Annotated in this window: 17 protein-coding genes and 1 tRNA gene; 11 read left to right on the forward strand and 7 right to left on the reverse strand. The window is 70.0% G+C overall.

Features of this window, described 5'->3' with window-relative positions; genetic code table 11:
* The first annotated feature begins 534 nt into the window (after nucleotides 1-534).
* From K7C98_RS39695 to K7C98_RS44270, 7 genes are all read left to right on the forward strand, one after another.
* Nucleotides 535-4,173 (forward strand): vitamin B12-dependent ribonucleotide reductase, encoded by a 3,639-nt coding sequence (locus tag K7C98_RS39695; protein ID WP_224197143.1) that lies wholly within the window; start codon nucleotides 535-537, stop codon nucleotides 4,171-4,173.
* Between the two features lie 152 nt (nucleotides 4,174-4,325).
* Nucleotides 4,326-4,523, forward strand: a complete 198-nt coding sequence (locus K7C98_RS45300) for a type II toxin-antitoxin system HicA family toxin (RefSeq protein WP_224197144.1) — start codon at nucleotides 4,326-4,328, stop codon at nucleotides 4,521-4,523.
* A gap of 84 nt (nucleotides 4,524-4,607) precedes the next feature.
* Nucleotides 4,608-4,826, forward strand: coding sequence for a type II toxin-antitoxin system HicB family antitoxin (locus K7C98_RS39705; RefSeq protein ID WP_224197145.1), 219 nt, complete (start codon nucleotides 4,608-4,610; stop codon nucleotides 4,824-4,826).
* A 4-nt stretch (nucleotides 4,827-4,830) separates the two neighbouring features.
* The gene (locus K7C98_RS39710; protein ID WP_224197146.1) at nucleotides 4,831-6,228 is read left to right on the forward strand and encodes a S41 family peptidase; all 1,398 of its coding nucleotides are present in this window, start codon (nucleotides 4,831-4,833) and stop codon (nucleotides 6,226-6,228) included.
* A gap of 1 nt (nucleotide 6,229) precedes the next feature.
* Complete coding sequence (locus tag K7C98_RS39715; protein ID WP_224197147.1) at nucleotides 6,230-7,153, forward strand: divergent polysaccharide deacetylase family protein; 924 nt, start codon at nucleotides 6,230-6,232, stop codon at nucleotides 7,151-7,153.
* A 128-nt stretch (nucleotides 7,154-7,281) separates the two neighbouring features.
* Entirely contained in the window at nucleotides 7,282-8,394 is a 1,113-nt protein-coding gene (locus K7C98_RS39720) for an FHA domain-containing protein (RefSeq protein WP_224197148.1), read from the forward strand.
* On the forward strand, nucleotides 8,391-10,169 hold the full coding sequence (locus K7C98_RS44270; protein WP_263430248.1) for an FG-GAP repeat domain-containing protein: 1,779 nt from the start codon (nucleotides 8,391-8,393) through the stop codon (nucleotides 10,167-10,169). Before K7C98_RS39720 ends, K7C98_RS44270 begins: the two co-directional genes overlap by 4 nt.
* A 281-nt stretch (nucleotides 10,170-10,450) precedes the next feature.
* On the opposite strand, the gene K7C98_RS39730 is transcribed toward K7C98_RS44270, so the two are convergent.
* Nucleotides 10,451-10,527: transfer RNA gene (locus K7C98_RS39730), tRNA-Arg, on the reverse strand.
* A gap of 131 nt (nucleotides 10,528-10,658) precedes the next feature.
* On the opposite strand from K7C98_RS39730, the gene K7C98_RS39735 reads away from it, so the two are divergent.
* The 3 genes from K7C98_RS39735 to bfr all read left to right on the forward strand — a co-directional run bounded on the left by K7C98_RS39735 (nucleotide 10,659) and on the right by bfr (nucleotide 14,191).
* On the forward strand, nucleotides 10,659-12,512 hold the full coding sequence (locus K7C98_RS39735) for a S8 family peptidase (protein ID WP_224197149.1): 1,854 nt from the start codon (nucleotides 10,659-10,661) through the stop codon (nucleotides 12,510-12,512).
* A gap of 917 nt (nucleotides 12,513-13,429) precedes the next feature.
* Nucleotides 13,430-13,642 carry a (2Fe-2S)-binding protein gene (locus K7C98_RS39740; RefSeq protein ID WP_224197150.1) on the forward strand — a complete coding sequence of 71 codons (213 nt, stop codon included), beginning with the start codon at nucleotides 13,430-13,432 and terminating at the stop codon, nucleotides 13,640-13,642.
* Between the two features lie 84 nt (nucleotides 13,643-13,726).
* Nucleotides 13,727-14,191, forward strand: coding sequence for a bacterioferritin (bfr, locus tag K7C98_RS39745; RefSeq protein WP_224197151.1), 465 nt, complete (start codon nucleotides 13,727-13,729; stop codon nucleotides 14,189-14,191).
* 92 nt (nucleotides 14,192-14,283) lie between these two features.
* Here bfr and K7C98_RS39750 read toward each other — a convergent pair whose 3' ends face one another.
* Genes K7C98_RS39750 through K7C98_RS39760 form a run of 3 tightly spaced genes read right to left on the reverse strand, consistent with a single transcriptional unit; the run spans nucleotide 14,284 to nucleotide 17,315 of the window.
* A complete protein-coding gene (locus K7C98_RS39750) occupies nucleotides 14,284-15,135 on the reverse strand; it encodes a hypothetical protein (protein ID WP_224197152.1) in 852 nt (283 codons plus the stop codon).
* Nucleotides 15,136-15,160: 25 nt separating this feature from the next.
* On the reverse strand, nucleotides 15,161-16,603 hold the full coding sequence (locus tag K7C98_RS39755) for a S41 family peptidase (protein ID WP_224197153.1): 1,443 nt from the start codon (nucleotides 16,601-16,603) through the stop codon (nucleotides 15,161-15,163).
* A 4-nt stretch (nucleotides 16,604-16,607) separates the two neighbouring features.
* On the reverse strand, nucleotides 16,608-17,315 hold the full coding sequence (locus K7C98_RS39760; protein WP_224197154.1) for a Crp/Fnr family transcriptional regulator: 708 nt from the start codon (nucleotides 17,313-17,315) through the stop codon (nucleotides 16,608-16,610).
* Nucleotides 17,316-17,509: 194 nt separating this feature from the next.
* Between K7C98_RS39760 and K7C98_RS39765 the strand changes: the two genes are divergently transcribed.
* Nucleotides 17,510-17,938 carry a hypothetical protein gene (locus K7C98_RS39765; RefSeq protein WP_224197155.1) on the forward strand — a complete coding sequence of 143 codons (429 nt, stop codon included), beginning with the start codon at nucleotides 17,510-17,512 and terminating at the stop codon, nucleotides 17,936-17,938.
* 141 nt (nucleotides 17,939-18,079) lie between these two features.
* Here the strand turns inward: K7C98_RS39765 and K7C98_RS39770 are convergent, their stop codons facing one another.
* The 3 genes from K7C98_RS39770 to K7C98_RS39780 form a co-directional block, all read right to left on the reverse strand.
* Nucleotides 18,080-19,252 carry a S41 family peptidase gene (locus K7C98_RS39770; protein WP_224197156.1) on the reverse strand — a complete coding sequence of 391 codons (1,173 nt, stop codon included), beginning with the start codon at nucleotides 19,250-19,252 and terminating at the stop codon, nucleotides 18,080-18,082.
* Nucleotides 19,253-19,340: 88 nt separating this feature from the next.
* Nucleotides 19,341-19,499, reverse strand: coding sequence for a hypothetical protein (locus K7C98_RS39775; RefSeq protein ID WP_224197157.1), 159 nt, complete (start codon nucleotides 19,497-19,499; stop codon nucleotides 19,341-19,343).
* A gap of 163 nt (nucleotides 19,500-19,662) precedes the next feature.
* Nucleotides 19,663-20,043 (reverse strand): helix-turn-helix domain-containing protein, encoded by a 381-nt coding sequence (locus tag K7C98_RS39780; protein ID WP_224197158.1) that lies wholly within the window; start codon nucleotides 20,041-20,043, stop codon nucleotides 19,663-19,665.
* Between the last annotated feature and the right edge of the window lie 29 nt (nucleotides 20,044-20,072).

The raw sequence follows: 20,072 nt of genomic DNA on the forward strand, positions 1-20,072 counted from the left end.
GCCCACGCCCAGGTACGAGTCCTGACGCCCCCAGGCCCCCTGTGGACGGCTTCCGCGCGGTTTCCGCCGTTCTGCGACGGTACCGCCTTGTGCGGACCGCGCGAACGCCCCGAGCCACCTCGACGCGCGACTAAACACCATTCCAGATTCGCGCGGGACAGGCTGGCACGACAGCGGAATTCCTGTGGATGCGGAAGGGGCGCTGGCCCCCGTCCTAGAGCCGGTAACGGGGCGAATCGCGCGGAGCGCGGAAGTTCTCTACCCCAACATGTCGTGCTACAAGGCCCCTCACCCACAAGATGTGGGGGTCGACGAGCGCTTGCGTCACGCTTGCGTCCCGGCGCTCCTCGGTCCATCTCTGCCCGACTTTACAATTTCGCCCCTGCTGCTCGTCTTCGCTCGCCCGGTCTGCCCGTGCGCGCGGAGCCTGGTCGCGGCTGGCCGGGTCTTGCTTTCGCAAGGCCGGTCGCGCAATTCACGCCCCCCCCCCTGTTCCCCGACAACTCGCCTCCTGCCCCCGGAGTCCGCCCCGTCATGAAGCTGTCCCGGCTGTTCACCAAGGATCAACCCCGTCCTTTCTCCGGCGTCGAGTTCGAGCGCCGTGGCTCGCGGATCACCAACCCTGACGGGACGGTGGTGTTCGAGGCGAGCGACATCCAGGTGCCGCAGGGTTGGTCGCAGGTGGCCGTCGACATCATGGCGCAGAAGTACTTCCGCAAGGCCGGCGTCCCGGCGCGCCTGCGGAAGGTCGCCGAGGAGGGCGTCCCCGAGTGGCTGTGGCGCAGCGAGGCCGACACCGAGGCGCTCGCCGCCCTGCCGCCGGAGCAGCGGATGGTCGGCGAGACCGACAGCCGGCAGCTGTTCCACCGCCTGGCCGGCTGCTGGACCTACTGGGGCTTCAAGCACGGCTACTTCAGCGACGAGGACTCGGCCCGCGCCTTCTACGACGAGCTGACCACCATGCTCGCCGGCCAGATGGTCGCGCCGAACAGCCCGCAGTGGTTCAACACCGGCCTGCACTGGGCCTACGGCATCACCGGTCCGGCCCAGGGCCACAGCTACTGCGACCCGGTCACCGGTGAGCTGGGCCTGTCGAACAACGCCTACGAGCGCCCGCAGCCGCACGCCTGCTTCATCTCCTCGGTCAGCGACGACCTCGTCGGCCAGGGCGGCATCATGGACCTGTGGGTCCGCGAGGCCCGCCTCTTCAAGTACGGCTCGGGCACCGGCACCAACTTCTCCACCCTGCGCGGCGAGGGCGAGCCGCTGTCGGGCGGCGGCCGCAGCAGCGGTCTGATGAGCTTCCTGAAGATCGGCGACCGCGCCGCCGGGGCGATCAAGAGCGGCGGCACCACCCGTCGCGCCGCCAAGATGGTCATCGTGGACGTCGACCACCCCGACGTCGAGAAGTTCATCGACTGGAAGGTCGTCGAGGAGCAGAAGGTCGCCGCGTTGGTCGCGGGCAGCCGGCTGTGCAGCCGCCACCTCAACCTGGTCTTGGGGGCATGTCACGACGTCGCCCTCACCGGCGACGACCGCTTCGACCCGCGCAAGAACCGGGGCCTCGGCAAGGCGATCCACGCCGCGCGCGCGGCGGAGATCCCCGAGAGCTACATCCAGCGGGCGATCTCGCTGGCGAAGCAGGGCGCGCGCGAGATCGAGTTCACCGAGTACGACACCAACTGGGACAGCGAGGCCTACGCCACCGTCTCGGGTCAGAACTCGAACAACTCGGTGCGCGTCACCGACGAGTTTTTGCGCGCCGTCGAGGAGGACGGCACCTGGGACCTCATCCGCCGCAGCGACCGCAAGGTCCACCGCACCGTGCGGGCGCGCGAGCTGTGGGACAAGGTCACCTTCTCCGCCTGGGCGTGCGCCGACCCCGGCCTGCAGTTCGACACCACCATCAACGAGTGGCACACCTGCCCGAACGACGGCCGGATCAACGCCTCGAACCCGTGCTCCGAGTACATGTTCCTCGACGACACGGCCTGCAACCTGGCGTCGCTGAACCTGACCAAGTTCCTCACCACCACCGGCGGCGCCGGCGACATCGACCTCGACGTCGAGGGCGTGCGCTACGCCTGCCGCCTGTGGACGATCGTGCTCGAGATCTCGGTGCTCATGGCCCAGTTCCCGAGCGAGGCGATCGCGGTGCGCAGCTACAAGTACCGCACCCTCGGCCTCGGCTACGCCAACCTCGGCACTTACTTCATGCTGCGCGGGATCGCCTACGACAGCGAGCTCGCGGTGGCCATCTGCGGCGGCGTGACCGCGCTGATGACCGCGGCCTGCTACAGCACCAGCGCCGAGCTGGCGCGCGAGCACGGCCCGTTCCCCGGCTTCGCCGCCAACCGCGAGCCGATGCTGCGGGTCATCCGCAACCACCGCCGCGCCGCCTACAACGCGTCGCGCAGCGAGTACGAGGGCCTGTCGATCGCGCCGATGGGCATCGCCCAGCACGTGTGCCCGAGCTACCTCCTCAAGGCCGCGCAGGCCGAGTGGGACGCCGCCCTGCGCCTCGGCGAGCAGCACGGCTACCGCAACGCCCAGGTCACCGTCATCGCCCCGACCGGCACCATCGGCCTGCTGATGGACTGCGACACCACCGGCATCGAGCCTGACTTCGCGCTGGTGAAGTTCAAGAAGCTCGCCGGCGGCGGCTACTTCAAGATCATCAACCAGTCGGTGCCCGCCGCGCTCGCCACCCTCGGCTACACCGAGACGCAGATCGCCGACATCGTCCGCTACTGCAAGGGCGCCGGCACCCTCGTCGGCAGCCCGCGGATCTCCCACGCCGACCTCAAGCGCAAGGGCTTCACCGACGAGGTGCTCGCGCGCGTCGAGTCGGAGCTCGCCGGCGCCTTCGAGATCGGCTTCGTGTTCAACCGCTACGTCCTCGGCGACGACTTCTGCCGCGACGTCCTCAAGTTCAGCGACGCCCAGCTCAACGACCCCGGCTTCAACATCCTCGAGGGCCTCGGCTTCTCGGCCGAGGACATCCAGCGGGCCAACGACTACGTGTGCGGCACCATGACCGTCGAGGGCGCCCCGCACCTGCGCGCGCAGCACCTGCCGGTGTTCGACTGCGCCAACAAGTGCGGCCGCTACGGCACCCGCTACATCGCCCCGATGGCGCACGTGCGCATGATGGCCGCCGCCCAGCCGTTCTTGTCCGGCGCGATCAGCAAGACCATCAACATGCCGAGCGACGCCACCGTGCGCGAGGTCGAGAGCGTCTACCTCGCCTCGTGGAAGTACGCGCTCAAGGCCAACGCCCTCTACCGCGACGGCAGCAAGCTCAGCCAGCCGCTGAGCGCCGCGCTCGCCGTCGAGGCCGAGGACGAGGCCGGCGACGCGCTGTCGACCACGCAGCCGCAGGTGATCGAGAAGGTCACCGAGAAGATCGTCCACCGCTACCTGGCCAAGCGCCGGCGCATGCCCGACCGCCGCGGCGGCTACACGCAGAAGGCGACCATCGGCGGCCACAAGGTCTACATCCACACCGGCGAGTACGGCGACGGCACCCTCGGCGAGATCTTCATCGGCATGCACAAGGAGGGCGCCGCCTTCCGCAGCCTGATGAACTGCTTCGCCATCGCCATCAGCCTCGGCCTGCAGTACGGCGTGCCGCTCGAGGAGTACGTCGACGCGTTCGTGTTCAGCCGCTTCGAGCCCGCCGGTCCGGTGGTCGGCAACTCGCGGATCAAGATGTCGACCTCGATCATCGACTACATCTTCCGCGAGCTCGCCGTCACCTACCTCGACCGCAACGAGCTGGCCCACGTCAACCCCGAGGACCTCGAGCCCGACGCCCTCGGCGACCAGAGCCAGGCCGAGAACGTCGAGTTCGCCGACGAAGAGGTCGTCTCCGAGCGCATCGTCACCCCCGGCCCGCTCAAGCTCAGCGCCAACCTCCCCCGCGGCCCGGTCCCGGCCAAGAAGCGCCACGCCATCGAGGTCGAGGACCGCACCGCCGCCGCCGAAGCCGCTCGCCCCGCCGCCAAGGCCCGCCCCGCCTCCGCCGCCCCCACCGTCAGCGAACAGGTCCGCGTCGCCCGCATGTCCGGCTACGAAGGCGACGCCTGCGGCTCGTGCGGCAGCTTCACGATGGTCCGCAACGGCTCGTGCCTGAAGTGCGTCAGCTGCGGCGCCACCAGCGGCTGCTCGTGAGCGACCTCTTCAAGTAACCGAACTAGACCGGCAAGTATGCGAATTCGGCCGAGAAAATAGCCGAGTAGTACGGTGAGTAGTGCTGACCCGAGCGCAGAGCGTTCGGGTCCGGAGTGACTCATGCCAGCGCTTCCAGTTGTTTCCGGTCAACAGTGCATCACGCGGTTCTCAAGCGCATCGGTTTTGTCGAGCTGCGTCAGACAGGCAGCCACATTCGTCTCGTAGGTCCAGGACCGTCTTACGTGACGGTTCCGAATCACCGAGAACTCCGGCGTGGGACGCTGAACCAGATCTTGAAGCAGGGGAATATCTCGCTTGCGGAGTTTCTGGCGGTGATGCGCGATCTGTGATGGCGCCCTTTGCGCCGCGGCCCTCTGCGGAGGCAGGTGCGCCGGCCCGTTGCATCCTGGTGTGGGTGGCATACCCTTCCACTTATGCGTTTCCCCGTGGTCTTGACGCCGGACGAAGACGGCTGGTTCGTGGCGACATGCCCGCTGATTCCCGGCTGCATCAGCCAGGGCAAGGGACGAGCAGAGGCTCTCGCCAACATCCAGGAAGCGATCCAACTTTGCCTTGAGACGCGCGAAGAAGACGGTGCTACCTGGCCTTTGCCAAGCGACGTTGAGATGGTGGATGTCGAAGTCGCAGCGTGACGGTATGACGCGGTCGAAGCTCCGCGCCGTTGCGCTGGTCGGTCTCGGCATGCTCTTCGGGGCAGGTCTTTCGGGATATGTCCAATCGGCCATCGCCCAGCCTGGCGCGGTCGCCCAGGCTCCGCGGCCCGCCCCTGCCGACTACTCGCGCTACCGCAAGCTCGACATGTTCGCGCGGGCGCTGACCATCCTCGAGAACCACTACGTCCGCCCGGTCGACAGCGAGAAGTTGATCTACGGCGCCATCGCCGGCCTCGTCGCCGAGCTCGACCCGCACAGCGAGTTCCTGCCGCCGCGCGAGGCGCGTCTGCTGCGCGAGGACATCGAGGGCAGCTTCGGCGGCGTCGGCATGGTCGTCGTCCTGCGCCAGGAGACCGAGCCGCAGGCGCGCTACGTGCTCGAGGTGCGCGAGGTCGTCGCCAAGGGTCCGGCCGAGCGCGCCGGCGTCGCCGTCGGCGACCTCATCCCCTCGATCGAGGGCAAGCCGATCAGCCACTTCTTCGACCTGCGGCGCGCCATCATGGCGATGCGCGGGCAACCTGGCACGAAGGTCAGCTTCGTGCTCGAGCGGCCCGCGCCGAAGGTCGACGGCAAGCCCGGCAAGCCGAGCGTGCGCACCGTCGTCGTCACCCGCGAGTACATCGACAGCCCCGCGGTCACCAGCCGCGTGCTCGGCGAGGGCCTCGGCTACGTGCGCCTGCGCGACTTCTCCGAGACCAGCGGGCGCGAGGTCTCCGACGCTCTGGCGACCCTGCGCGACCAGTCGCGCGACGGCCTCGGCGGGGTCGTCCTCGACCTGCGCGACAACGGCGGCGGCCTGCTCGACCAGGCGATCGCCGTCGTCGACCTGTTCGTCAACGAGGGCCCGATCGTGCGCACCCGCGGCCGTCGCGGTGAGCTCCTCGACGAGGCGCGGGCCGTCCCCGGGCAGGCCTGGTCGAAGCTGCCGCTCGTCGTGCTGGTCAACAAGTCGTCCGCCTCCGCCTCCGAGATCGTCGCCGGCGCCTTGCAAGATCACCGGCGCGCGCTCATCGTCGGCGAGCGCACCTACGGCAAGGGCTCGGTGCAGGCCCCCTTCGAGCTCGGCGACGGCTCCCTCCTCAAGCTGACGATCGCGCTCTACTACACCCCCAACGATCGCCTGATCCAGGCCAGCGGGATCCAGCCCGACGTCCTCGCCGGCGCCGACTTCCGGCCCTACAAGGACAGCCAGCCCGAGCTCGAGCCCGAGCGCGCCCAGCCGCGCCACCTCAAGCCCGAGGACTTCGGCTACCCCGCCGGCGCCCTGCAGGACGACAGCGAGGCCGTGCGCGCCGCCGGCGAGGACGCCCAGCTGCGCGTCGCCGTCCAGCACTTGCGCGGCATGGTGCGCGTCCCCTCGCGCGGCGGTCGGCGGAGGTAGCTTGGACGTCGCAGCGCCGCGATGGGCCCGCGCCACGCTGGTCGGGTGGTGGGTCGTCGCCGCCGCGCTCTTCTGGCTCGCCCCCGCTCCGCCGGTCGCCCCGCTCGGGCGGACCGAGGACGAGGCGATCTTCCAGCGCCAGCTCGACGAGACCGTCGCGCGCACGCGTCGCTGGCAGGACTCGCGCGGCGACCTGACGATCCCCTGGCACGAGGCGCGCGGTCACCTTGCGATCGTCATCGACGACATCGGCCGCGAACTGCACCACTTCGACCAGCTGCTCGCGCTGCGCTTCCCCTTGACCTTCAGCGTCGTCCCGGGCGGCGTCTACGCCGTCGGCGCCCAGCTGCGGCTGCGCGCCGACCGTCGGCGGCCGCGGGAGATCCTCCTCCATCTCCCGTGCGAGCCGGTCGATCCTGCGGCCATGCAGACCGAGCTCGAGGCGCGGGAACAATTCCTCCGCCTGGGCGCCTCGGCCGACGAGCTGCGGGCGGCGCTGCGGGCGGCGCTGGAGCGAGTCCCGGTCGCCGTGGGCGTCAACAATCACATGGGCTCGCGGCTCACCGCCGACCGGGCAGCCATGGACGCGCTGATGCCCGAGCTGCGCCAGCGCGGGCTGTTCTTCCTCGACTCGCGCACGACCCCGCACAGCCAGGCCCTCGCAGCCGCCGCCGCCGCGGGGGTCCCGGCGCTCGGGCGCGACGTGTTTTTGGACCACGATCCGCGCCCGGACGCGATTTTGGCCCAGCTCCACGCGGCCGCCGTGCGCGCGCGCGAGGCCCCGACCGTCGTCATTGCCCATCCGTCGCAGGAGGTCGTGGAGGCCCTGCGGGTCGAGCTTCCACGGCTTTGGGCCGACGGGATCGGCGTCTATCCGCTGCGCGAGATCCTCGCGCGCGGTGGCGGCGACAAAGTGCGGGACTGAACGTTGTTATTGTCCGAGGGCCAGCAACGGCTGTGTTGGCTGCTCCGGAACGTGCGGACGCGGAGCCGCGGCGCCGCGGGCTCGCTTGACAGTAATTCGCCGAACTTCCTACCCTGAAGCTCACACGGATGGCCCTGCGACTGATCATCGAGGACGAAGAGGGCGCGACCACGATCGTGCCGCTCGGAGAAGAGGAGATCACGATCGGTCGGGAGCCAGGGAACACCATCCAGCTCACCGAACAGAACGTCTCCCGGCAGCACGCGCGACTCACCCCAGGTTCGGATGGGTGGGTGATCGAGGACCTCGACAGTTACAACGGGGTCCGGGTGAACGGAGTCCTCATCGAGGGCACGGTCAACCTCAACGAGGGCGACGTGGTGCAGATCGGCGATTACCACCTCGCCATCACCAACAACGCCGAGCAGACGACCCTCAACATCGACCGTCAGGGTGGCGGACCCGGCACCGATCCGATGCGCGCCGCCCCCAGCATGGATCTGCCGCGGATCCCCGCCACCGAGGCCGCGGCGATGATCGCTCCGCCGCCGCCGCTCAGCGAGACGCCGCGCGACGAAGAGCGTCACACCGAGCCCGGCAGCGACGGCAAGGGGCGCGGGCTGTTGTTCGCGTTGCTCGCCGTGTTCCTGATCGGCGGTGGTTTCCTCGCCTACCAGTTCACCGGTGGCGGCGGCAGCACCGACGCGCCGAAGGGCACGAAGGTCGACCCGCCGGCCAAGGTCGAGGAGCCGTCGCCGCAGCCGGTCGAACAGAAGACCGAGCCGAAGGCGCCCGAGCAGCCGCCGCCGAGCGACCCGCCGCTGCCCAACGATCCGGTGCCCGAGCCCACCGGCGTCGCGCCGAGCGATCCGCCCGTCGAACCCGACCCGAGCGAGCCGATCAAGAAGCCCGTGGTGCCGAAGGGCGAGAAGGTCGTCAAGCCGCCGCCGCCGCCGCCGACCAAGACCGAGAAGCCGCCGGCGCCCAAGGGCGACCCGGTGCAGCTCCTCGAGGACGCGCGCAAGGCCAACCTCGCCGGCAACGCCACGCAGGCGTACGACCTGGCGAAGAAGAGCTACGACATCGACAAGAACTCCAACGCTCTGGCGCTGATGGGCGCCTCGGCGTGCAAGATGGGCGATCAGGCCAAGGCCAAGTCGGTCTTCAAGAAGCTGACCGACCCGAACCGACAGAAGCAGATGATCACGGTATGCGGCGAGCGCGGGATCATGCTCGAATGAGCTGGCGTTCTTCGGGACATGTCCCGAAGAGCATGTCTTACTTCTTCATCACCGTCGCGGGCTTCGGCCTCGTCGCCGGGTCTGCCCGCGCGGCGCCGTGGGAGGACGCGACGGCCCAGACGATCGGCCAGACGGCCGAGTGGTCGAACAAGGTCGAGATCGCCGACATCGACGGCGACGGGCGGCCGGACATCCTGTTCGCCAACGGGGCCGGCTACGCCTCGCCCGAGGCGCCGGAGCAGAACCGGGCCTTCCTCAACCAGGGCGCGGGCATGCCGTTCCTCGACGTCAGCGAGGACGTGTTCAGCGGCGATCTCGACTTCACCCGCGCGATCAAGGTCCGCGACCTCGACGGTGACGGCGCCGTCGACATCCTGGTCGCCAACACCTTCGAGACCCAGAGCCGGCTCTACCTCGGCGACGGCGAGGGCGGCTTCATCGAGGCCACCGACAAGCTGCCGCAGGCGCCGCACAGCTTCGGCGACGTCGAGTTCGGCGACGTCGACGGCGACGGCGACCTCGACGCCGTGCTGGCCGACTGGGGCCCCGGTCAGGCCAACCAGAGCTCCGGGCGCACGCGCTTGTGGCTCGGCGACGGCGCCGGCGGCTTCACCGACGCCACCGAGGCGCAGATGCCCGACGTGCTGGTCGGTTGGTCGTGGGAGCTCGAGTTCGCCGACGTCGACAACGACTTCGACCTCGACGTGCTCGTCTCGTGCAAGTCGTGCACGGGCTCGTACATGTTCGTCAACGACGGCCTCGGCAACTTCACCGACGCCTCCGACAAGCTGCCGCAGTTCGCCAACAACTACGAGTTCGAGCCGATCGACCTGACCGGCGACGGCTTCATCGACCTCATCACGATCAACGACGGCCCGCAGGGCCGCGAGCACGTGTTCGTCAACGACGGCGCGGGCGGCTTCACCGACGCCACCGCCGAGCTGTGGCCCGACACCGACAACATCCCGGGCGACGACAACATGGTCGCCTTCCTCGACGTCGAGTCCGACGGCGACGTCGACTTCGTGATCGCCGGCCTGTTCGGCAGCGACGACCGGCTGATGATCAACAGCGGCGACGGCCACCTCACCGTCAACGACGCCTTCATGCCCGCCAACTCGCAGGGCACCCTCGGGATCGCCGTCGCCGACCTCGACGGCGACAAGAAGATCGACGTCGTCCTGTCCGAGGGCGAGGCCCCGCAGAGCGCCGACCGGGTGTTCCTCGGCGTCGACGTCCCGGAGGACACCGCCGGTCCACGCGTCACCCAGGTCACCCTCGTCGACGGCGTCGTGTACGCGCGGATCCACGACAACAAGAGCCCGGTCATGCCGCACGACTTCCAGTCCGTCCTGCTGGTCGTCGACGGCACCGAGACGCCGATGTACTGGTACGGCGAGGCGCTGTGGCGCGGCACTCCGGAGGCCGAGAGCGGCCAGCTGTGCGCCGTCGATGCCGCGGGCAACGAGACCTGCGTCGCCTTCGGCGACGGCGAGCCGAGCGACACCGACGGCACCAGCACCACCGGCCCGGACCCCACCACCGCGGGCACCACCGACGCGCCGACCACCGGCAGCGAGCCTCCGACCACCAGCGCGGCGACCACCGACGACCCCCCCGGCACCACCGACCCCGGCACCGGCGACGATTCGACCGGCGGCGCCACCGGAGGCGGCGGCGGCGACGAGGGCTGCGGCTGCCGGCAGGCCCCCCCCCCGTCCGGCCTGCTCGCGCTCGGCCTGCTCGCGCTGCTCGGCCGCCGCCGCCGGCGCTGAGCTTTCGACCTGCCCGCTCGGACATGTCCTGCAGCGCAGGCCCGATCGGGCATGCTCTGCAGGACATGCTCTTCGCGCCATGCGCGATCGAACATGTCCGTTCGACGGCTCACCGACCCCTGACCGGCGCCCCCGAACGCCCGCCCGCTGCAGCGCCGGCGCGCCGTAAAATTCGGCAGCGCGACCCGGCGCGTGATCCGCGGACTCGCCTCACGCCGCCCGAGCCACACTTTTTTTACGCGGACGACCCGGAGGTCGGCGAGGCCGTCGGGCCCCGCCGTTGGTGCGCTCGGCAGGATTCGAACCTGCGGCCCTCGGGTTCGAAGCCCGATGCTCTATCCAGCTGAGCTACGAACGCGGCGGGTCGACCATACCCGATCTCGCGCCGGGCGAAAAGCGCACGCGCGGCGCGCCGTGCATGGGCCATGCCGCCCTTTTATACTGACGAACCAACTGACCGCCGGCCTCAGGCCCCTTCCAGGAGCACCCATGCGTCTCGTTTCGGCCCTCTCGCGTCATCGCACCCTCCTTTCGGCCACAGGCCTCGCCGCTGCCAGCGTCTGGCTGGCGGTCGAGCACCGCTCCGGCGACGAGGGCGTGCGGGCCGCGGACATCACGCCCCTCTCCATCACCGACCTCGACGCTGCGGAGAGCACCGGGGCGCTGCTGCTCGACCTCGTCGAGCCCGGGGACGGCGAGGGCGGCAGCGAGGGCGAGCTGCGCGCCCTGCTCGACGGCCTCGGCCTCGCCTGGGAGCCGGCCGGCTTCTACAGCGAGGGCGAGCACCTGTTCCGCGTCCTCGGCGAGCCCGAGGAGCTGGCCGCCCTGCAGACCACGCTGGCCGACCATCCTCTGGTCGAGGTCGTCGAGCCCGAGCTCGTCTTCTCGCTCGTCGGCGACGTGACCATCGAGCCCGCCGGCGACATCGAGCCGAGCAAGGAGCGCCGCCCGCGCTTCGAGCCCGACGACCCGATGTACAGCCGCCAGTGGCACATGCAGATGATCCACACGCCCGAGGCGTGGGGCGTCACCAAGGGCGAGGGCGTCGTCGTCGCCGTCATCGACACCGGCGTCGCCTGGAAGGACCTGCCCGGCGTCGCCAAGCAGGTCCCCGACCTCGCCGGCACCGCCTTCACCCACGGCCAGAGCTTCGTCCCCAACTCGCTGCCCGAGGGCCTCGACGATCACCTCCACGGCACCCACGTCGCCGGCACGATCGCCCAGACCACCCACAACGCGCTCGGCGTCACCGGCGTCGCCTTCAAGAGCACGATCATGCCGCTCAAGGTGCTGTCGGGCGACGGCCGCGGCCAGATCCCCTGGATCGCCAACGCCATCCGCTACGCCGCCGACCACGGCGCCCAGGTCATCAACATGAGCCTCGGCGGGCCGATGCCCTCGAGCGTGCTCGCCAAGGCCATCGACTACGCCAACAACAAGGGCGTCACCGTCGTCTGCGCCGCCGGCAACGAGAGCCGCGGCCGCGTCGGCTGGCCCGCCTCCAACAACGGCTCGGTCGCGGTCGCGGCGGTCGACGCGATGGGCGTGCGCACCTGGTACTCCAATTGGGGCAAGGACCTCGACGTCTCGGCCCCCGGCGGCGACACCCGCGTCGACAAGAACGGCGACGGCTACCCCGACGGCGTCCTGCAGAACACGATCCTCCTGCAGGACCCGCTGAAGAACGACTACATGTGGCTGCAGGGCACTTCGATGGCCTCGCCGCACGCCGCCGGCGTCGCCGCGCTGGTCGTCTCGCGCGGCGTCAACAACCCGCCCGAGGTCGAGCGGATCTTGAAGAAGACCGCCAAGCACCCCAACAACCTCGAGTGGGACAAGGAGTACGGCGCCGGCATCATCGACGCCGTGGCCGCCGTCGACGCCGCGATCGAGAGCTACCAGGTCGAGCGCGGCGGCCTGCTCGGCCTGCTCGGCCTCGGCGGTCTGGCGGGCCTCGGCATCGCCGGCCTCGCCGGTCGGCGCGCGCGCCTGGCTGCCTTTGCGAGCATGTTCCTCGGGGCAGGTCTCGCCGCCGGCGCGTTCGGCCTGGCGCCCATCGCCTACGCCGCCGCCGACCTCGCCGGCGTCACCGCCGTCGGCTCGCCGTTGTTCCTCTCGGCCCTGCTACCCGTGCTGGCCACCCTGTTGCTCGTCGGCGTCCGCCCGCTCCGCGGCGTGCTCGTCGGCCTCAACCTCGGCTACGCCGCCCTGCTCCTCCACGGCGCGATCGTCCTGCCGACCCTGCTCAACGGCCTCCCCGGCGGCCCGACGATCGACCGCCTGTGGCTCGCCGCGCACGCCCTCGTGGCCCTCGCGCTCGCCCGCCGCGTCTCGCGGATGTGAGCCGCCCTCACCGTGAAGCCCGCGCCCGCCTCGCGCCGGCGCGGGCTTCGTACGTCCGCATCTACCCGCTCGCACGAACGCTTCTCCTCCGCGCGCCCAACCTCGAGACGAGCAAGCGCTCGAACTCCTCCATCGCCCGCCGAAGCTCGCGCGCGCAGCCGGCAGCCCCAGCTGGTGCCGCAAGTTCTCCGCCACGCTGGCCGCGATGCTCGTCGGTCTCGTGCCTTGCCAGCCTGTCCGAGCCCGACGCGAGGACCACTCGAAATGACCCGGTCGCGGCACCAGCCGCTTCAAAACTCCCCAGGCGTTGCTCGCCGGCAGTGTCGGCGGCTCTTCGCGGCCGCGCGACGAGAGCAGCGAATTTGCGGCGTCACCATCCCTTGGAGAACTTCGGGCTGGCCGTACTGGCTCGACGCATCACCCGCGGACGCGCCGGCCTCTTCGGACATGTCCCAAGCGCCACATCGGCTGCACGCGTCGGGCTCGAGCCGCGTCGCGAAAATTCCGTGGTCGCTGCGTCCGGCCCCTCCACGCAGCTCCTGACTTCACGTCGCGCCGCGGCAGCATCACGCCTGACGAGCCTCCGAGGACGCCGCCCTCTCGCCCGCATCCGCTCGACATCGCGCGCCTGCTCGCCGCCCGCGACCTGTGGCGATCGACACTCCCCGGTGTGAGCCAGGATCGCAGTCCGCCGAGCGGACTCGTCCACCCTCACACAGACCCTCTCTGGGGCCCAATTCGCGGAAGCGCATCCTCCGCACTTCGCGATCTGTCGGCGCGTGGGCCGCGCGAGCGGAATCGGACCTGAAAATCACTTTCAAACTCCTTGCGCTCCGGGCCCAGCCTGGGCACCTTGAAGGTGTCGTTCTGACAATGAATTTCACCGCCAACGTCAGGACCAGGACCCGTACGCCATCATGATCGTCTGTCTGTGCAAGGGTGTTTCGTGTCGCACGATCCTCGCCGAGGCTCGCCGCGGGGCCTGCACGCTGAAGCAGATCCGTCAGACGTGTCAGGCGGGCACGGGGTGCGGCGCGTGCGTGCAGCAGATCCGGCAGCTCCTCGAGAGCGCCGCGCCGGCGCGACACGAGCACCACAACGGCAGCGTCGGCGGCGGCGAAGCGACCTGAAGCGCCGCGCCGAAGTTGAACGTCTTTTTCACCGCGGCGCGACGGCCGGCGGTCGGCACGAGCCCGTGCTAGCGTGCGCCCACGATGAAGGGCCACGACAAGATCCTCCATGCGCTCAATGACGTGCTGACAGCCGAGCTGACGGCGATCAACCAGTACTTCATTCACGCGAAGATGTGTAAGAACTGGGGCTATCACAAGATCGCCAAGAAGGTGCGCGACGAGTCGATCGACGAGATGAAGCACGCCGACGACCTCATCGAGCGGATCCTCTTCCTCGATGGGATCCCCAACGTCCAGCGCTACAACAAGGTCAACATCGGCGAGTCGGTGAAGGAGCAGTTCGAGCTCGACCTCAAGCTCGAGTACGACGCCGTCCAGCGCTTCAACACCTGCATCGCCCTCTGCCGCGACCTCGGCGACAACGCCACCCGCGAGCTGCTCGAGCGCATGCTCATCTCCGAGGAGGAGCACGTCGACTGGCTCGAGACCCAGCTCGGCCTGATCCAGGCCCTCGGCGAGCCGATGTACTGCGCCCAGCAGCTGTGAGCGCCGGGCTGTCCTCGCGGACAGCCGAATTCTCGGCGGCTGTCCCGCAGGACAGCCGCCACCACCGCGAGGGCTGTCCCTCGGGACAGCCGCTACTTCTTCGCCCCGTCGGCCTCCGCGGGCGCCTTCGCGTCCGCCGGCGGCTCGGAGCCGGGCAGCGCGAACTTCGACTCGTCGACCGGCACGTTGAGCTCGAGCTTGGTCGTGGTCGTCTTGAGCTTCTGCAGCTTCATGTCGGCGACCTGCTCGAACGCGAACCACACGCCGTTCTGCTCGCGGTAGTCCGCCAGCGTCACCTCCACGGGGATCTCGCCCATCGAGCTGAACTGCTTGAGCTTCTGGCTGACCACGCGGTTGTCGGCGAGGTCGATGCGCAGCGTCACCGTGTTGCCGGACTTCGACGCGGTCAGCACGACCTCGGCGAACTTCTTCCCGCCGACCTCCTCGACCTTGACCGTCTCGGCCTTGTCGAAGAAGCGCTTCCAGTCGTGGGCGATGTTCAGCGACGTGCCCATCTCGGCCATCGCCGCCTCCTTGCCGGTCAGCTCGCGGAGGCCCTGGATCGGGTCGAGCGTCCACAACTTCCCGGCCTTGCCGCCGCCGGTGCTCACGCCCACGCCGGGCAGCGTGATCTCGAGATAGAAGTCGTCGCCCTTCGACCACGTCTTGCCGGCGCCGGAGATCCCCGCCCCGAGGATCTCCACCGTCATCTCCTGATAGAAGCTCTTGATCTCGTCGAGCTTGGCCGCGCCGCCGCTGGCCTCGACCACCTTCGCCAGCAGCTCGGTCGCGTCGGGCAGGTCGCTGGCGGGCGGCGCCTTCGCGTCGGCCTGCGTCGCCTCGACCGCCGGCGCCGCCTTGGCCGCCTCGGCCTTCTTCGCCTCCCCGCCGCAGCCGACGAGCGCCATCCAGCCGGTCAGACACACAAGTTGCAGCCGTCGCATGCGAGTAGCTCCTTGGGACATGTTCTCAGGGACTCTTGCTGTCGAACGCCGCCATCGCGGCCGCGAGCACCGGGTCGCGGCCGGCGACGAAGTCGGCGCGGGTCTCGACCGCGGCGATGTCGGGGGCCACGCCGTCGCCCTCGGCGACCGTGCCCTTGGCCGAGTGGTAGTCGCCGACGACGTACTGCAGCAGCGCCCCGTTGTCGAGCCGCTCGAGCAACGACGGCAGCGCCGCCCCGGCCGACGCCCGCGCTCCGGCCACGCGCACGCGCCCGAGGTCGCGCAGCCCGGCGGCGAAGATCTCCGACGTGCTCGCCGTGCCCTCGTCGACCAGCACGATCACCGGCCCGGCGAACGCGTCCGGATCGCCAGCCACGTTGAACTCCTGGGCGAATTCGCGGAACTGCAGCTTGCCCAGGCTACCTGACTCTTGGAGCAGGAGGCGCGCGACCGGGATCGACATCGCCCCGACGCCGCCCGGGTTGCCGCGCAGGTCGAGCACCAGCGCCTCCATGCCTTGCCCGCGCAGGTCGGTCATCGCCGCCTTCACGCGCTCGACCATCGGCAGCATCCAGTAGTTGAACGCGATGTAGCCGATCTTCTTCCCGCCGCTGCCCTCGCTCGGCAGCATGCGGTGCTCGACCGTGGTCGGCAGGTCGCGCAGGTTGCCGAGCGACACCAGTTCGCCGGGCGGCGTCACGCAGGTGACATCCTTCGTGACCGCGGTGTCCCCCGCGCCCGGGTCGAGGTACGTCAGGCTGCGCTTTTGGCCAGGTTGGCAGGACAGCGCGCGGCTCGCCTCGAACGCGGCGTGGTAGGCCACCTCGCCCGGTCGCATCGCCTCGCTGCGCGCGCGCTCGATCAACGCCTCGGCGGTCTTGTCGCCGATCTTCACCAGCGCCGCGCCGGCCGGCACGCCGCTGGCGACGCCGCCGACTTTCGGGTCGACCACGACCAGCTGCTCCCCGATCATGCGCACGTGCACCGGCACGCGTGCCGGGCCGCCGGCCTTGTCGTCGGGCTCGGCGCCGCTGAACGGCGGCACGACCTTGAAGTGGCTCTGCCCGAGCGTCTCGAGCAGGTCGTTCATCACCTTGTAGGCCGCTGGCGCGTCGGCCACCGCGGTGAGCTTGGCCCCGTACTCGGCGCGCAGCGCCGGCCAGTCCTTGCAGGCCAGCGTCGGGTCGAAGTGCTTCTCGAGCACCGTCCGCCACACGCGATCGAAGGTCGCCGTGTACGGCGTTTCGGGCAGCGGCGGCAGCGTCGCCGGGTCGAGCTCGGCCCAGCTGCGGCAGGTGTCGCCTCGACTCCCCGCCGGTGTCGCGACGGCAGGTCCCGAGGGCGCCGCAGCGGGCGCCGTGGTTCGGGCCTCGAGGGGTTCCGGCGCCGCCTTGCCCGACGTCGCGTCCTGGCCGCACGCGCAGACGAGCGCCACCACGGCGGCGCCCATCAACCTCGGATCGCGCATCGGCTCACTCGTAGGTCACGCGCTCGAGGGCGTTGAGGTCGAGGACCACGATCTCCTGGCGGCTGAGGCTCAGGATCCCCTCGCGCTGCATGCGGTTCAGGGCCCGGGAGATCTCCTCTCGAACGGTGCCCAGCCGGGCCGCAACAGTGTTCATGTCGAGTTGCCGCGGGATCACGCACGGCTTGCCCGGCTCGGCCCCGGCGCGCATCGCCAGCGACAGCAGGAACGACGCCAGTCGGCGTTCGACTGACCGAAGGGACAGGTCGAGCACGAGGTCGATCAGGCGGTTGGCGCGGAAGGCCATGTGGCGCATCAACGCGAACGCCAGCGGCTGCGAACGCCCTATCAGCGAGATCACCGGATCCGTCTCGAACTGCCACGCCTCCGAGTCGAGCATGGCGAAGGCCGAGGCCGCGCACTGCACGTCGCGCGGCAGGAAGCCCTCGCCGATCAACTTGCCCGGCTCTGCGAGGTAGAGGATCTGCTCGCGCCCCTCCGACGAGATGAGGCTCAGCTTGAATTCGCCCGACTTGACCACGAACAGGCCGGGACCTGGCTCACCGCGGCGGAAAACTGAGCGTTTGCGCTTCACCTCGACGAGGTTCGCGCCGAGACACAGCTCGGTCATCGTCTCTTCCGGGACCTGGTCCCAACCGGCGTAGCGCAGCAGCGCCTGGCGGACTTGTTCGACTTCCGCGCCCTCGATCGGCATGGCGCAAGTGTAGCCGTTTTGCGCCCATGACGACCCTCTCATTTAACGCCGAAGTGAGTTCATCCGGGGCCGTCAGCGGTTTTGCGCAACCGCCGCGGGCCCGGCAAGCACGACTTCGCCGATCTTTTGGAGCGCCCACATGTAGGACATACACTCTCGCCAACTTACCCCTCGCGCCAGAGAAGGAGCCACCCATGGAAGCCCAGCAGATCGAGAAGCGCCCCCTGCGCCTGCCCCCCCTCCCGCGACCCGGCAAGCCTCTTTATGAGCGGCGCCGGAACCGCTTCCAGGACACCAAGTCGGCGCTGATCGCCGCCTTCGACGGCGCGGTCAGCCGCGGCGAGCTCGACCTCGTGGTCGTCGCCGACGAGAGCGGCTTCGTCGTCTCCAACAGCTCGACCGATCTCGACCTCACCATGCTCGCCGCCGTCACCCCGCTGATCGGGCGCGGACGCGCTCGCGCCACCGTCAAGCGCGACGGCCAGGAGCGCGGCCTCAGCGTCAAGGCGATCGAGGTCCTCGGCGAGACCCTCTACGTCGCCTGCCTCGGCGGCAACTTCGGCCCGCGCGAGCGCGAGCTGGCCACCAGCGCCTCCGCGGCCAAGCGGATCCTCCTCAGCTAGCGCGGACCGGGTGGCCCTCGTCCCGCCGCGTCCGGAGCACCGCCGCCCGGCGGGGTGAGCCGCGTCTCACGACTTCCACTTAACACATGTGCTTACGGACAGGGCCGAAAGACCCTGTCCGCTTGGACTCCTCGATTACACTCACAGAGCCGCGAGCGCCGCGCGCAGCGCGGCCTCCGGCTGGGTCGTCATGTCGGGGACGACGACGTCGGGCTCGACCCCGGCGCCGTCGATCAGCCGGTCCTTCGGCGAGAAGTAGCGGGCGATCGTCAGCGTCAGCACCGAGCCGTCGTCGAGGCCGATGACGTCCTGCACGGTGCCCTTGCCGTAGCTGCGCTCGCCCACGACCTTCGCGCGCCCGTGGTCCTGCAGCGCGACCGCCAGCAGCTCCGAGGCCGAGGCCGAGCGGTGGTCCTGCAGCACCACCACCTTCGTCGCGTCGTCGGTGGCCGCCTGCGTCGCCCGCTCCTCGCGGAGGATCTGCCCGCCGCGACCGCGCGTCCGCACCAGCACGCCCTCGCCGACGAACGTGTCGGCGATGAGCACCGCCTCGCCGACGTCGCCGCCCGGGTTGCCGCGCACGTCGAGCACCACGCCGCCGAGGCCCGCCGCGCCGGCCGAGCGCCGCAGCTCCTTCAACGTCGAGCGCACGCTGTCGGCCACGCCGGAGCGGAACGCACGGATCCGCACGTGGGCGAACTTGCGGCCGGCGTGCTCGACGAGCGCGCCGCTGACCACCGGCAGCGCCTGGCCCGAGAGCACGAGGCGTTGCGCCGTCGGTGCCGCGTCGTTGCGCCGCTGCACGGTGAGCTCGATGGTCTCACCGTCGCCGCCGAGCAGCAGCACGTCGACCTCGGCGCGCGACAGCATGAAGGCGACGTCCTGATCGCGGATCTTCAAGATCGAGTCGCCGGGCTGCAGGCCGATCTTCTCCGCCGGCGAGCCGGGCAGCACGGCCACGACCTCGAGCCGCGCCGGCTTGCGCGTGCCCGGCTCGGCGCGCTGCAGCTCGACGACCATCCCGGTCGAGCCGCCGCGGCTGCGCTGCTTGAGCAGCGCGCGCTCGTCGGCGGTGAGATAGTGACTGTGGCGATCGAGCCCGCTGACGATCCGCTTCAGCGACTCTGCCAGTACGCGGCTCGGCTCGACCGGGTCGACATAGCGGTCGATCACCGTGCGGAGCGCCTTGCCGTAGGCGTCGGTCCCGAGGTTGTTGCCGGCCTGGGCCTCGGGCGGGCCCGCCTTGATGCACCACATCACGGCGGCACCGAGCGAGAAGGCCAGGAACGAGCGCCAGCAGGGCATCGGAATCATCGTGGCCGAAAGACGCGCGAGGGTCCAGGTTGGTTCCCGTCCCGGACGATACTGCCGCGCGCGCCGCTACACTTCGTGTCTTTCGCCGTCACGCGGCCTGCGGCAGGGCCGCCGGGTTCGTCGCCGGTTCGCGGGTCACGGGCTCGGCCGCGCGGCGCTGCTCCAGCAATTCGCGGAGGAGCGGGCGGGTGGTGGCGGCATCGACGAATACGCGGGTGAACAGGGCTGGGCGGGAGCGGAGACGCATGGTGCCGATCACCATGCACGTCGTGGGCCAGCGCGATGTCGAGGAGCTACGGGGACAGGAGGGGAGGGACCCAAGAAAAAATGGCAACGGCGCTTGGCGACCGTTGCCAACTTGCGGCTCGGCCCGCGGCCTGGACCGACCGGCCGATCGGGCCTTGTGGGACTCAACCGCCTTCGAGCGTACGGGCGACCTTGACGAGGTCGCGGATCTGCTTCGGCGACAACTGGGCGGCGACTGCGTGGAGCTCGTCGAGCAGCTCGCCCTTGGGACCGCTCTTGGACTTGGTCTTCGGCAGCAGGTCGGTCGGCTCGCAGCCGAACGCCTGCGCGAGGAGCAGCAGCGACTCGATGCGCGGGGCCTTGTAGCCGAGCTCGAGCTTGTTGACCGTGGTGACCGTCAGACCTGTCTGTTTGGCCAGCTCTTCGATCGTCAGGTGCGGCCGCCAGCCGGTCTCACCCTCGCGCTTGCGGCGGGTCTTGGGCGGCGGAGTCGCGGTGCGCCACAGCCTGATCCGTCGTCCGATTTCCTGTGCAACTTCGTTCATCTTGAGCTCCTCGGTCGGATGTCCCGAGC

The organism is Nannocystis pusilla (assembly GCF_020073745.1).
Taxonomy (GTDB): Bacteria; Myxococcota_A; Polyangia; order Nannocystales; family Nannocystaceae; genus Nannocystis; species Nannocystis radixulma.

Coding starts and splice junctions, on each gene's coding strand:
- K7C98_RS39750 (WP_224197152.1), bottom strand. CDS start 15,135: ATGCGACGGCTGCAACTTGTGTGTCTGACCGGCTGGATGGCGCTCGTC.
- K7C98_RS39780 (WP_224197158.1), bottom strand. CDS start 20,043: ATGAACGAAGTTGCACAGGAAATCGGACGACGGATCAGGCTGTGGCGC.
- K7C98_RS39760 (WP_224197154.1), bottom strand. CDS start 17,315: ATGCCGATCGAGGGCGCGGAAGTCGAACAAGTCCGCCAGGCGCTGCTG.
- K7C98_RS39740 (WP_224197150.1), top strand. CDS start 13,430: ATGATCGTCTGTCTGTGCAAGGGTGTTTCGTGTCGCACGATCCTCGCC.
- K7C98_RS39775 (WP_224197157.1), bottom strand. CDS start 19,499: ATGCGTCTCCGCTCCCGCCCAGCCCTGTTCACCCGCGTATTCGTCGAT.
- K7C98_RS39720 (WP_224197148.1), top strand. CDS start 7,282: ATGGCCCTGCGACTGATCATCGAGGACGAAGAGGGCGCGACCACGATC.
- K7C98_RS39770 (WP_224197156.1), bottom strand. CDS start 19,252: ATGATTCCGATGCCCTGCTGGCGCTCGTTCCTGGCCTTCTCGCTCGGT.
- K7C98_RS44270 (WP_263430248.1), top strand. CDS start 8,391: ATGAGCTGGCGTTCTTCGGGACATGTCCCGAAGAGCATGTCTTACTTC.
- bfr (WP_224197151.1), top strand. CDS start 13,727: ATGAAGGGCCACGACAAGATCCTCCATGCGCTCAATGACGTGCTGACA.
- K7C98_RS39695 (WP_224197143.1), top strand. CDS start 535: ATGAAGCTGTCCCGGCTGTTCACCAAGGATCAACCCCGTCCTTTCTCC.
- K7C98_RS39765 (WP_224197155.1), top strand. CDS start 17,510: ATGGAAGCCCAGCAGATCGAGAAGCGCCCCCTGCGCCTGCCCCCCCTC.
- K7C98_RS39705 (WP_224197145.1), top strand. CDS start 4,608: ATGCGTTTCCCCGTGGTCTTGACGCCGGACGAAGACGGCTGGTTCGTG.
- K7C98_RS39755 (WP_224197153.1), bottom strand. CDS start 16,603: ATGCGCGATCCGAGGTTGATGGGCGCCGCCGTGGTGGCGCTCGTCTGC.
- K7C98_RS39735 (WP_224197149.1), top strand. CDS start 10,659: ATGCGTCTCGTTTCGGCCCTCTCGCGTCATCGCACCCTCCTTTCGGCC.
- K7C98_RS39710 (WP_224197146.1), top strand. CDS start 4,831: ATGACGCGGTCGAAGCTCCGCGCCGTTGCGCTGGTCGGTCTCGGCATG.